Consider the following 12,559-nt stretch of genomic DNA (forward strand, 5'->3'; position numbering starts at 1 on the left):
AATTCAGAGATATGAATAAGGAAAATAAACGGTTCAAAAAATCATTGGGGAGCTATACACTCAGAGAATTGGAGGAAAGGGGTTTGATTGAACCCAACCTCCATTTGAGTGATGGAAATTACATCGGTGGTCTTACTTCCCCTAAATCCAATGAGTATTGGAAATCTCTTCCTTCGGTAAAAATCAAAAAGTAAGGGATAGGGATTTTTTCACTTTAGTAACGGTGGATGGTGAAACTGATAATCTTCCACAGATATCTCTAACCGATTTACCCTTTTCCAAAAGGGATTGAATTTGTTTAACCTTCGGTTTCTGAAGGAACGATTGGAGATTCTCATTACTTCCAACCTTTCTACCCAACTTACCTCCATTGATTACATACATCTTCCTTCCACTTTCGGTTCTCTCTCTGATTTGTTCTCTTTCCAATTCATAAAGTGAACTCATCACTGAAGTAATCAGATTCCAAATTGGATTCTTCTTTCCATCAATATGTGATTGAAGATTACCCATACCTCTCACTACCACATTCACACCCATTTCTTCCAACCATTGGAGATTGGTAAGAACATCTACAGTATTTCTACCCAACCTCGATAATTCTTCCACCACCACAGTTTCCACTTCACCTTTTTGAATAAGTTCCACTAATACTTTTCCTTTTTCCCTTTCCTTAAATGGAACTTTACCACTTACCCCTTTATCAAAGAGGGTTAATTCATACTTCTCCGAATCCAACTTATATCTCTCCCCACTCTGATTGATGGTGGAGGTTCGGTTGTACTTCACTTTCATACCCATAGTGTTTCTGTTTTTCTTTCAGATTTAATTTAACCAAAATGGGGATGATTTCCAACTAGAAAATTAGCGAAGATGTTATCATTTTTATTGTGAATTATTGGGTAACGAAGAAGGAATCATCAAATGGCACCTACTTTACCTATTTCTTTTGGGAAAACCGATTCGCAGAATTTACTTTCGTTTCAGATTGAAAAATTCTCAAAGAGAAGGTGACTTTGATTTTTGTTGGTGAGGGGAGGAATTGGGTGAAATTCCTCCTCATTTTTTTTTCTTACTTCCAAAGAGAGGTGGTTTTTAGACCTTTTGAATTAGTGAATTTTCTGACCTATTTTGAATCAAAGAAAAACAATCAGATATGAAAAAGATAAACACATTCGGAATAGGTTCATTTACAACCCTATTGATTTTGGTTGTTATGGGAATTCCACTTTGGGTTTATTTTTTTGGTGATGGGAGTTTACCTTCAATTAAGTATCTGTTTTTCTCCTTCATCCTTTTTGGGGTAATTCTCCTATTGATTATTTCAAACCTTAAACTTATAGCAGATTTTTACAATTCTTTATCCGATGTGGATATTAAACCTACTTCACCAAAGGAAAAGAAAACTGAGGAGGGAATTAAGGATGGACTTTTTGAGGAATTCTATCCTAATGGGAATTTGAAATTTTTAGGAAACTATTTTGATGGAAAAAGAGAGGGTGAATGGAAAGAATATTTTGATAATGGAATTCTGAGGGAAAAAGGAAATTACTCTAAGGGAAAGAAAGATGGGGTTTTTCAGATTTTTGAAATTGGAGGAGAAAAAGTTGGAGAATTAGTTTTTAAAAATGGTGTATTAAAGGAAAGTAACCAATTCAAAAACAACCTCCTTCACGGAATCCAAAAGTACTATGATAATGATGGAATTTTACTTAGAACCTTAACCTGTGAAGATGGGGAAATCATTGATGGGTTATGGGAATCATACTATGAATATGGTCAATTAAAGAAAAAGGGAAATTATCAAAATGGAAAAAGGGAGGGTCTTTGGGAATCCTACCACCAAAATGGTCAATTGAGAGATAAAGGAAATTATCTCAACGATAAAAGAGATGGATTGTGGGAATCCTACCACCAAAATGGTCAATTGAGAGATAAAGGAAATTATCTCAACGATAAAAGAGATGGATTGTGGGAATACTACCACGAAAATGGTCAATTAGAGGAAAGAGGAAATTATCTTAATGGATTGAGGAATGGTTATTTTGAATCCTATAATCAAAACGGACAATTGAGAGAAAGAGGGAGTTATATCGACAGTAAAAAGGCGGATGGATTATGGGAATCATACGATGAAAATGGTCACATATCCGAAAAGGGAAATTATCAAAATGGAAAAAGGGAAGGTCTTTGGGAATCCTATCACCGTAAAGGTCAGTTATACCAAAAACGAAATTATCATAATGGATTGGAAGAAGGTCTTTGGGAATCCTATTTCGAAAATAGTCACATATCCGAAAAGGGAAATTATCAAAATGGAAAAAGGGAAGGTCTTTGGGAATCCTACAACTATTTAGGTCAGTTATATGGAAAAGGAAATTATCTCAACAATGGAAAGGAGGGTATTTGGGAATATTTTGATAATGAAAAGGGTTTAGTTAGAACCGTAATCTATAAAAATGGAAGTGTAATTGATGGACTTTGGAAATCCACTGACGATGAATTCGATTTTGGATATGAAACTGGAAATTATGTTAATGGATTGAGGGAAGGTCTTTGGGAATCCTACAACCATTTAGGTCAGTTAGTTGAGACAAAAAATTATCATAAAGGGAAAATTCAATGGTCAATAAATTATTTTTTCTCACGGATTAAGCAAAAAATCACCTCCATATTTTCGTCTTAGGAAAAGGAAAATGAATGAAAAACCACCTCTTTTTGGGAGGTGGTTTTTCATTTTAGGGGAGTCCATTCATACCCCTTTCATTTTTTCTGAATTGATATTAAAAAATATGTGTCATTTTTCATCACCCAATTTTACTCAGTTACATATTTCACTTATGGGGTAATAGAAATACCTTCATTCAGTGTCAAACGAATTAAGAATCAGAATCACCCATTTTCTACTTCTTATCAATTTATTCGGTTGTAACCTTCTGAATACTGAAAAAACTATCATTGATGATGGTGAGGGAATCCGATTCACCTTCGATGATGGATTGAATGATGACCCACGTTTCAGATTACCAAAAGATGAAAATGGGTTCTATTAAATGAATTTGACCAAAAGTGGTCAAAATCCTCAACGGATTTCTGTCAGATTATTAAGGGGAGATGAGGTAGTTGAGACAAAATCAATGGGTAGAAGGAGTTATATCTATTGGAGTAATAATCTCTATTGGTGGTTGAGAGAAGGAGATACGGTTGCAAACATCACCAAAACCTACTTTAATCCATTTACGGGAGAAATCCAATACGTAAATCTTCCTCCTTTGATAAATTGGAAAGATGTTATTGTACCTACCATCAATTCGGTATCAATTACAAACGATGTAACTGGAAGAGGAAGTACAGTGATTGGTCCAATTGGAGAAATGAAGGGAGATACGATGACAGTTTATGTAAAATATTCCCACGTAATCAGTAAGTGGACGGAGGGTTCATCTTTCTTCACACCATTAGGAGAAAAAGAAATAATTGATTCAATAAAAATAATACTTAAATAAAACGTTATGAAAAAAAGTTATTCATTAATACTATTGTTAGGAATGATAGTATTGTCTACTTCTTGTACAGATTATGAGAAAACAATATCCACTGATGATTTAACAAAGGGGAGTTGGTATATGGAGAATTCTGAATTAGAAAAAAGATTAGATAATTATATGGAATCAAGAGGAATGTATGATAATGTTTATAGAGAATTGCAATTTATTGGGGATGGAAAGTCTGGTTCCGTAAATTATTATGAAACAGTTAGTGGAAATCAAAGTTGTCGTTCAGAAGGTAGGTACCTAGCAGATGCTAGTAGTGGGACTTTAAAAATTACTATTTCTGGTTTAGAAAATTCTTATTGTTCTTACGTAAAAGAACTAAATGGAGAATATAAATACAAATATATGTTAATGGGTGATATAGACCCAAAATATAATGAACTTTATTCTGGTAAAAAAACCTTAACCATCTCTAAAGGAGGACAAATATTATTTCAGAAAGATAAAAAATAAAATTATTATGAAAAAATCAATTAAAAATTGTTCCTTTTTTATTTTGTTATGTTGTTTTATTTTTTCCTGTGGAAAAAATTCAAACAATAATACTACAACAAATAGTTCATCAGACCCTTGTGAAGATATGAGGAGTTATAATGCTGGTGTTCAATATGGAAAAGACGATAAAGGTGGTTCTAGGATTTCTGGACTCCCAACCTCTACTTGTGAAGGAATACTTAATTATTATGACGATAACTATAATAAGGATTGTTTTTGCAAAGGGTTTTATAAAGGTCAATCTGAAGGTTAATTTATTGAAAAAGTATGAATGTGAATATTAAATGTATCAAATGTAATGAGATTCTTACTTTTGCTACGATGACAAAGCAATCAATGAAACAAAGTGTAAAACAATCTTTTGATTGGAAAGTAATGCTCGGATTAAAGAAAATAGAGTGGGTTCCAACCTGTGAACAATGTAATTCTAGTGGGAAAGAAAATTTTTGTTGTCCTGAATGTGGGAGTAGTCAAATTTGGACAGAGGATATATTGAAAACAGGAAATTTGATTCATAAATGTAAATAATTAAATTTAATAAAATATAAAAATGTTATGAGAAGAATATTAGTTATTATTTTGATTTCCATGTTTGTTTATTCATGTGGAGGTAATAGTTCAAAGGAAAGTAGTGAAACTTACCAAGAGTCTTCCAGCCCCTGTGATGATATGGTTTCATACAATAGAGGGGTAAATACTGGTAGAGCAAATAAAAATCTTTGGGCTGATTGTAATTATTTTTGGGAACTCGATAATGATGGAAATATGTCCAAAGATTGTTATTGCAAAGGATATGAAACAATTAAAAAAGAGTTATAAATTCATCTAATTTTCATCTGTTAACAAATTACATTAATTAATTTTTTTATAATTTGACTTTATGTAACGGATTGACTAATTTTTAACAAATTAGTCAATCCGTTACATTTATTATCCCAATTTTACTGCTCAATTTTCTCTTTTTAAATTCGAATGAGTTCATCAAAACATACCCCTTCAAATGAATCCAATACTTCACCTAATTTGGTGAGGATATGAACCCTATAATAATCATCCCAACCCAACGTAATCAGTACCCATCCACAATGGTGATGTCCGTTCACTTTTAACATCAATCCCTTTCCTTCTACATCAAAGATTCTTTCAACTCCCCAACTGAGAAAAATGGATGGATTACTCTTCAGAATGGAGAGAGTTTCATTTGAATCAAACTTATCCATTACCAATTTCATCACACTTTCCTTCAACATAAGTTTCTGTTTCATAATCATTTAACACATTTCGTTTTACTCTTTAATTTACGATTAAAGAGGCTGAATATCAAGTAATTACAATCCATTTCTCTTCTTTTCTACTTTCTGATATTTATATGAGTAATCATTAAAGTGGAATAGAATGAAAAGAACAGAATTGAAGGAATTAATCAGAGAGATACTTCTCTCCGAATTCCAAAGGAATAAAGATGTTGAATCCAAAATCAATGAATTTGGAGAACTCAACGATGAAATTGATAGAGTAAAAAACCAATTGGAAGGACTAAGAAAAAGATACTCTCAGTTGGAGGATGAATTAAGACCGATATTGGAGAACCTCTATCAGTTCAATCAAAAATCGGTTCAAACCGAACGGTATTTGGTATCCATTAAACGGATGGGATATGAGAAAACCAATTACCGATATAAGGAGGTATTTGAGGAGAGTTTGGATAAAGTGAATAAGAATACGAGGATGATATTGGAGAACCTCTTAGAATCAACCAAAACACTCTCAAAGGTGGTTTCTTCTATTGGAGTTCAATCCATTGGAGAAAACTTCTTCAGAAATATGGTTCAAAAAATCAAAGGGGTATTCCAAATGATTTTCCCTCAACTCAAATCCACTCAAACTGAAATGGATAACCTTCAGAGGATATCCAAAATGATGATGAAATAACTTTCCACTTTTCCATATATACTTTGAACCCCATCCAAATCGGTTGGGGTTCTTTTTTGGAGGAGGTTTTTTGTAATTGAGAGAATCTGATTATGAAAAGTGAAATTGAGGATTCTTGAAATCTCGGTAATGAAAAAGGAAATGAGAAGATTTTTGAGAAGAATCCATTTCAGATTAAATTCCTGTATTTAAAGGATAGATAAACAATGGATGATAAAAACAACCCAAATTCTGGAAATCCCAGAATTTTCATAGATACCAATGGAATAACAGTCAAATGTGAAAACTGTGTGGTTGGATACAAAGAAATTCTCAACGGAATTGAGTATGAGGTTGTGGATAATGATTTGATTAGGAAAAGGAGAGATGAGGGAGTCGATATGACTAAACTCTGTACTTCTTTAGTTACTGATATGAGTTGGTTGTTCTTTTTTTCTGTATTCAATTATCCAGAAAATGATTGGGATTTTGAAAATCTTATGAGGTGGATGGACACAATTCCCGAATTCAATCAATCTATAGGGAACTGGGACGTAAGTAATGTCACGAAAATGACCAGTATGTTTAAAGGTTCCTCTTTCAATCAACCAGTTGAGAACTGGGATGTAAGTAAGGTTATCAATATGAGTGGTATGTTTGAAGATTCTTCGTTTAATCAATCCATTGGAAAATGGGATGTAAGTAATGTTACCGATATGAGTGGTATGTTCTCAGGTTCCTTTTTTAATCAATCTATTGGAAAATGGGATGTAAGTAATGTGATTTATATGACTCGGATGTTCAATGGTTCCCCTTTCAATCAACCTATTGAAACTTGGAATGTAAGCAAGGTCACTGATATGAGTTTAATGTTCGAAGGGTCCAAATTCAACCAACCCATTGGAAATTGGGATGTAGGTTTGGTTACAGATATGAGTTTAATGTTTGAAGATTCCAAATTCAATCAGAATATCTCTAAATGGTGTGTATCTAAAATTCCAACTGAACCAATCGGTTTCTCAAAAAATTCTCCTCTAACTGAACAAAACAAACCCCAATGGGGAACTTGTCCTGAATAATTACTTTTCAAATTCCGAAAAAAAATGAACCCCAATCTTAAATCGGTTGGGGTTCATTTTTGGAGGAGGTTTTTTGTAACTGAGAGATTTGGATTTTGCGAAATGAGTAAGAAGGTGGTTTTTATATCGGAGATAAAATTTTTCTCGTATGGAAAAAATTTCCATCTGACTTAAAAGATTCTCAATTAAATTGAGTAAGAATAATCACCAAATCATTTTGCTATGACTAAATCAATTAACCAGATTGGGCTTCTATTTAGGGTTTCATCTAAACCTCAGGAAACTGATGGTGGTGGACTGGAAGTTCAGAAGAGATTGGGTTTGGAAATTGCAAATAGACTTCAATTAGAACCTATTGAATTTAATGAAGGAGTTCAATCCTCCTTCAAAGTTGAAATAAACCAAAGACCCAAATTGGTTGAACTTTTGGATGAAATTCAGAAACCCAATGGAATCAGAAAAGTATGGGTGTTCAATACCGATAGATTGGGTAGGTATTCGAATTCGTGGTACTCAATATTAAAGGTCTTTATCGATTATGGGGTTGAGATATACATTGGTGAGGATTTAAATCCCTATGATTTATCTAGTTCAGTTGATAAACTAACAATCAATATTCTTTCTTCAATTTCTCAATATGATAATGAGTTAAGAAGAATGAGGTCAGTTTTGGGAAAAAGAAATTCCCTAAAAAATGGAAATACCTATGTTGGAGGTACGGTTCCTTTCGGATATACGGTTGAAGGAAAGAATTTGGTTATTCACCCTACAGAATCAAAGTATATCAAAAAGATGTATGAGATGTACAGTGAAGGAAAATCACCGATGGAAATTAAGGTTTTCTTAGACCATCAAACTGAAGTGAATCCGAGAAGGAGTGTTAAGGGATGGAATGTAGGTACTATACTTTCAATGTTGAAGAAAGAAATCTACAAAGGTGTTCAGATTTGGGAGTGGAAAGAAAAACTTCCTAATGGAGAGGAAGAAATTGTAGAATCCTTTGAACTTAAAGTTCCTCCAATTATTAATGAGAACTTTTGGAATGAGGTACAAGAAAAAATTCAAAACCACTATCCTCTCCAATTTGATGGAAAGAGTAGGAAATCACTTTTAAAGGGGTTGTTAATTTGTCCTAAATGTAAGTTAAGGTTGGGACATCGGTTTAAAACCAATAACCATTACTATGGAAAATGTAGTGAAGATAATTGGAGAAAAGTTGGAAAGAAGAATGACCTAAAAAGTTGTCCAATAAAAAAGAGTCCTCGAATGGAAGTATTGGATGAAAAAATAATTGATTCGGTAATTGAAGTAATTAAAAATTCCAAAAGGAAAAGAGAGGATTACAAAATCAAAAACCTTCAAACAAAATTCGATGAAGTAGAAAATATAAGGTTGCAAAAATCCACTTTAGAAAGGAAAATTAGGGGTAAGAATTCTGAACTATCCAAAATTGAAGAACAGGAAATTCAGATAGAATTTGATATCAGAATTGGAAATTTAACAGAGAAGAAGGGTGAGCTCCTCAAAAAGAAATTCGGTGAACACATCCAAGTTTTGAAGGAAGAAATTGAAAATTTAAAAGGAGAATTAGAAGTGTTTTCCAATTCTAAAGGTTGGATAGATTGGCTAGAAAAAATGAATGAGGAAATTGAAAAGTTAAAAACTCAATCATTGGAGAAAAAACGAGAATTCCTTTTTAGTGTCCTCAAAGAGATTCAAATTATTTATGACCAAAAGAAACAATCCCATAAGATTGATATTAAGTTTTTACTTCCACTGGTTGGGGATTCTATCCTCTATAATGTTGAAAGAGACGATAATGGATTTAAAACCTATAATCTAAAGGAAGGAAGTACAGTTTATGAAATGGAAGTTGATTCCTTTGTTCCAAACAACTCAAAAGACCAATCTTATAAGGGGGAATTGGTTCAGAGAATTGTAGAACTGAAAGAGATTGAAGGATACTCTTTGGAAAAGATTTGTGAGATTCTAAATAAAGAAGGTAAGAAACCAATAGGGGGTGGTATTTGGTATAAAAGTAGGGTTTCCTCGTTCTATAGTTACAATAGAAAACTCCTCCCAAAGGTGGAGGGGGTAAGAAAAATGAACTAAATGGAGTTCAGATTAACGGTGGAATAATTATCGAAAAATTGTCTTTGATTGGAAGAGGCTGTCTGACTATTTGTTGGACAGCTTTTTTAATCTGTAGGATTGCATGATCCAGGGGCATAGGCTCTTATTCCAGAAGATTGAGCATAGCAAGAATTATAATAAGTGATTCCATCACAGCCACATACCGGATTATAAATGGCTATGCATTCATCTGGCCTATTTGAAATTTCCGAATCAAAACAAAGATTCATAGGTTCCGATTTTTCGGTGCACTGGAATAGGAATAATGGTGAAATAAAAAATATCAAGAATTTTAAAAAGCGCATTGTTAGGATTGATTACGTCCTAAAGATACTATTCAGTAAGGAACAGACTAGTTAATTTACACTCAGTCGGAAAATAAAATCCCTACTTTTGCAAAGTCTAATCAATCCCTATGCTTGACAAATTACAAGCCTTAAAAGAGCGTTTTGAAGAAGTAGGTCAGCTCATCATTTTACCGGACTCCATGTCCGATATGTCAAAATATGCCAAACTGACCAAGGAGTACAAAGATCTTGAGAAAATCGTAGGTGTTTTTGATACCTACATGCTAGTTCTTAAAAATATTGATAGCTCCAAGCAAATCCTTGAAAAGGAAAAAGATCCTGAATTTCGCGAAATGGCGAAAATGGAATTGGATGATCTTGCCGAACAAAAAGTAACCTTGGAGGAGGAACTTAAGCAACTGTTAATACCTAAAGATCCCAATGATTCAAAAGATTGTATTCTTGAGGTGAGAGCAGGAACAGGGGGGGATGAAGCTGCCATTTTTGCTGGTGACTTGTTCCGAATGTATGAACGATTCTGCGAAATGCAGGGCTGGAAACTGACTGTTTTGGACTTGACTTTTGGTTCGGCTGGAGGATACAAAGAAATCATTGCTACTGTTTCAGGTGCAGACGTATACGGCATGCTCAAATATGAATCTGGGGTTCACCGAGTTCAACGAGTTCCTGCTACCGAATCTCAGGGGCGAGTTCATACTTCTGCTGCCTCAGTGGCGGTACTTCCTGAAATGGACGAAGTAGAAGTTCATTTGGACATGAATGATATTCGGAAAGATACCTTTTGCTCCTCCGGTCCTGGGGGACAATCCGTGAATACTACCTATTCGGCAGTTCGTCTTACTCACCTTCCATCTGGTCTTGTAGTGACTTGTCAGGATGAAAAATCTCAAATTAAGAACTTTGAGAAAGCATTGAAAGTATTGAGATCGAGACTCTATGAGATTGAACTGGCTAAGCATAACGAAGCTGTAGGCGCTCAAAGAAAATCAATGGTCGCAAGTGGAGACCGATCTGATAAAATCAGAACCTACAATTATCCTCAATCGAGAGTGACGGATCACAGAATCAATAAAACGGTCTATAATTTACCTGAAGTGATGGATGGACATGTAGAAGAATTTATTTCTGCCTTGAGATTAGCTGAAAATCTTGAAAAACTTCAAGCAGGAGGAATAGAATAGCCTTCTTTTCGCATCCGGAATTTATCGAGTATATTGAGTATTATTCTTTTAAAACCCAGTACCCACTATGACCATATCAGGCGAAAGGGAAATAAGTTTGGTGACATGGAATGAAATACATTTTCATCAGCTCTATCCTCTGGCTAATAATCCAAAAATTGCCATGAATCTTCGTGACAGCTATCCTCAGCCGTACACGATACATGATGCAAGACATTGGATTGAGCACAATCAGAAATTCAACCCACCGCAAAATTTTGCGATCGAATTTGAAGGGAAATTAGCAGGGGCAATTGGGGCTGAGCGTGGCAAAGATGAGCTTAGAACCAATATGGAATTAGGGTTTTGGATTGGGGAACCATTTTGGGGAAAAGGCATTGCCACAGAAGCAGTAAAGCTGTATACCGACTATATATTTCAGAAATTCGATATCCAGCGAATTTTCGCTCAGGTGTTTGACTTTAATGGAGAATCCATGAGTGTATTAGAAAAAGCAGGATATGTTCCTGAGGCGATTCTTAAAAAGGCGTTTATTAAAAGAGGTCGAATCGGAGACCTATTCCAATATGTAAGGGTACGGGATGAAGAATAATCTTCATCCCTTTTTTATTATACTAGGTCTAGTGCTTGTTTGATATCCCAAATCAAATCATCAGCATGTTCAACGCCAATAGAAAGGCGGACCAATTTTTCGGAAATCCCTAGCTTTTGACGATCTGAATCACTCACATCGCTATGCGTCATGGTAGCAGGATGCTCAGCAAGGGATTCTGTGCTTCCTAGAGATACGGCTAAATGGAAAAGTTTCAGGCTATCTAGGAATTTGAAAGCCTCCTTTTCACCTCCTTTAATGTCAAAGGAGACCATTGCGCCTGCGCAACTCAACTGCTTTTTGAAAATTTTATATTGATTGGTTCCTTCAGCAAGGTGTCCCAAATAATATACCTTGTCGACCTTGGGATGTGCTGCCAAGTAATCAGCTACCTTTTCGGCATTTAAGGCTTGCTGAGTCATTCTCACTTTTAATGTTTCAAGACTTCGCATTAATAGCCATCCTGTCCAAGGTCCCGCCATGTTTCCTAAAAAAGTTCGTAAGGTTCGGACCCGCTGCATCAATTCTTTTTTTCCAAGTACGGCTCCAGCTATTAAATCAGAATGTCCACCAATGTATTTTGTAGCTGAGTAAACAACGAGGTCAGCACCATGTAGAAGCGGATGTTGCCAGAGAGGTCCCATATAGGTGTTGTCGACTGCTACTGGTACATACGAGTTTTCTGATGAGAAATGATCCGCAATTTTCCGACAGAGTTCAAGGTCAAATAGCGCATTTGTGGGATTAGCAGGGGTTTCTACATAGACCAATTTGATAGAATGGCCTTTGGTTTTTTCTAGGATTTCCTCAAAGGTCTCGTCAGCCGAAAATCCAATCCCGTTAATTCCATATTGCGGAAGTACCTTGTTTATGAAGTGATCAGTGCCTCCATATACAGGCATACTGTAAAGTAAATAGTCACCCGGGCGGAGAAATTCTAATAAAACGGTGGAAATAGCAGACATTCCACTTTCAAAAACGGCACATTCATCCGCTTGATCCCATAAACAAAGCCGCTCCTCGAGGATTTGAAGGTCTGGATTATTTAGCCGAGAATAAATCAAACCAGGTTGCTCTCCTGGCGATTTTTCCCTTTTTCCATAGGCTAATTCAAAAAACTCTTTGCCTTCTTGGGCATTTTTGAATACAAAGGTAGAGGTTTGAAAAATGGGACATTTTATTGCTCCTTCTGACCACTCTGGCTTGTAACCATGAGACATCATGAGACTTTCTGGGTGGAAATTTTTTGGGTTCATATTCAGGTCTTTTCTTAATTCAAATCACCACAATTTTAAAATAAGAATCA

At 34.9% G+C, this 12,559-nt stretch carries 15 protein-coding genes; 11 read left to right on the plus strand and 4 right to left on the minus strand.

Annotated features, from left to right (window positions below; all coding sequences use genetic code 11):
• Positions 1-11: 11 nt before the first annotated feature.
• Entirely contained in the window at positions 12-194 is a 183-nt protein-coding gene (locus AO498_RS03960) for a hypothetical protein (RefSeq protein ID WP_067543999.1), read from the plus strand.
• On the opposite strand, the gene AO498_RS03965 is transcribed toward AO498_RS03960, so the two are convergent.
• Positions 184-801 (minus strand): recombinase family protein, encoded by a 618-nt coding sequence (locus AO498_RS03965; protein ID WP_067544001.1) that lies wholly within the window; start codon positions 799-801, stop codon positions 184-186. The two genes, AO498_RS03960 and AO498_RS03965, sit on opposite strands and share 11 nt — an antisense overlap.
• 355 nt (positions 802-1,156) lie before the next feature.
• On the opposite strand from AO498_RS03965, the gene AO498_RS03970 reads away from it, so the two are divergent.
• The 5 genes from AO498_RS03970 (at position 1,157) to AO498_RS04000 (ending at position 4,868) form a co-directional block, all read left to right on the plus strand.
• The gene (locus AO498_RS03970; RefSeq protein WP_067544003.1) at positions 1,157-2,686 is read left to right on the plus strand and encodes a toxin-antitoxin system YwqK family antitoxin; all 1,530 of its coding nucleotides are present in this window, start codon (positions 1,157-1,159) and stop codon (positions 2,684-2,686) included.
• A 367-nt stretch (positions 2,687-3,053) separates the two neighbouring features.
• The gene (locus tag AO498_RS03980) at positions 3,054-3,506 is read left to right on the plus strand and encodes a hypothetical protein (RefSeq protein WP_067544007.1); all 453 of its coding nucleotides are present in this window, start codon (positions 3,054-3,056) and stop codon (positions 3,504-3,506) included.
• 6 nt (positions 3,507-3,512) lie between these two features.
• Positions 3,513-4,007: a hypothetical protein gene (locus AO498_RS03985; protein WP_148660183.1), complete on the plus strand. Its 495-nt coding sequence runs from the start codon at positions 3,513-3,515 to the stop codon at positions 4,005-4,007.
• 7 nt (positions 4,008-4,014) lie between these two features.
• Positions 4,015-4,302, plus strand: a complete 288-nt coding sequence (locus AO498_RS17140; protein ID WP_148660184.1) for a hypothetical protein — start codon at positions 4,015-4,017, stop codon at positions 4,300-4,302.
• 302 nt (positions 4,303-4,604) lie between these two features.
• The gene (locus tag AO498_RS04000) at positions 4,605-4,868 is read left to right on the plus strand and encodes a hypothetical protein (RefSeq protein WP_148660185.1); all 264 of its coding nucleotides are present in this window, start codon (positions 4,605-4,607) and stop codon (positions 4,866-4,868) included.
• A gap of 143 nt (positions 4,869-5,011) precedes the next feature.
• On the opposite strand, the gene AO498_RS04005 is transcribed toward AO498_RS04000, so the two are convergent.
• Positions 5,012-5,314, minus strand: coding sequence for a hypothetical protein (locus AO498_RS04005; protein ID WP_148660186.1), 303 nt, complete (start codon positions 5,312-5,314; stop codon positions 5,012-5,014).
• Positions 5,315-5,444: 130 nt separating this feature from the next.
• Between AO498_RS04005 and AO498_RS04010 the strand changes: the two genes are divergently transcribed.
• The 3 genes from AO498_RS04010 to AO498_RS04020 all read left to right on the plus strand — a co-directional run bounded on the left by AO498_RS04010 (position 5,445) and on the right by AO498_RS04020 (position 9,151).
• Positions 5,445-5,981 carry a hypothetical protein gene (locus tag AO498_RS04010; protein WP_067544019.1) on the plus strand — a complete coding sequence of 179 codons (537 nt, stop codon included), beginning with the start codon at positions 5,445-5,447 and terminating at the stop codon, positions 5,979-5,981.
• Positions 5,982-6,187: 206 nt separating this feature from the next.
• On the plus strand, positions 6,188-7,039 hold the full coding sequence (locus tag AO498_RS04015; RefSeq protein ID WP_067544020.1) for a BspA family leucine-rich repeat surface protein: 852 nt from the start codon (positions 6,188-6,190) through the stop codon (positions 7,037-7,039).
• A 222-nt stretch (positions 7,040-7,261) separates the two neighbouring features.
• Positions 7,262-9,151, plus strand: a complete 1,890-nt coding sequence (locus AO498_RS04020) for a recombinase family protein (protein ID WP_067544022.1) — start codon at positions 7,262-7,264, stop codon at positions 9,149-9,151.
• 86 nt (positions 9,152-9,237) lie between these two features.
• On the opposite strand, the gene AO498_RS16930 is transcribed toward AO498_RS04020, so the two are convergent.
• Positions 9,238-9,477 carry a Kazal-type serine protease inhibitor family protein gene (locus AO498_RS16930; RefSeq protein WP_082792183.1) on the minus strand — a complete coding sequence of 80 codons (240 nt, stop codon included), beginning with the start codon at positions 9,475-9,477 and terminating at the stop codon, positions 9,238-9,240.
• A gap of 110 nt (positions 9,478-9,587) precedes the next feature.
• On the opposite strand from AO498_RS16930, the gene prfA reads away from it, so the two are divergent.
• The gene (gene prfA / locus AO498_RS04030; RefSeq protein WP_067544027.1) at positions 9,588-10,661 is read left to right on the plus strand and encodes a peptide chain release factor 1; all 1,074 of its coding nucleotides are present in this window, start codon (positions 9,588-9,590) and stop codon (positions 10,659-10,661) included.
• 67 nt (positions 10,662-10,728) lie between these two features.
• On the plus strand, positions 10,729-11,253 hold the full coding sequence (locus AO498_RS04035) for a GNAT family N-acetyltransferase (RefSeq protein WP_067544030.1): 525 nt from the start codon (positions 10,729-10,731) through the stop codon (positions 11,251-11,253).
• A 17-nt stretch (positions 11,254-11,270) separates the two neighbouring features.
• Here AO498_RS04035 and AO498_RS04040 read toward each other — a convergent pair whose 3' ends face one another.
• Complete coding sequence (locus AO498_RS04040; RefSeq protein WP_067544032.1) at positions 11,271-12,509, minus strand: cystathionine gamma-synthase family protein; 1,239 nt, start codon at positions 12,507-12,509, stop codon at positions 11,271-11,273.
• Positions 12,510-12,559 lie beyond the last annotated feature (50 nt).

The organism is Algoriphagus sanaruensis, assembly GCF_001593605.1.
GTDB lineage: Bacteria > Bacteroidota > Bacteroidia > Cytophagales > Cyclobacteriaceae > Algoriphagus > Algoriphagus sanaruensis.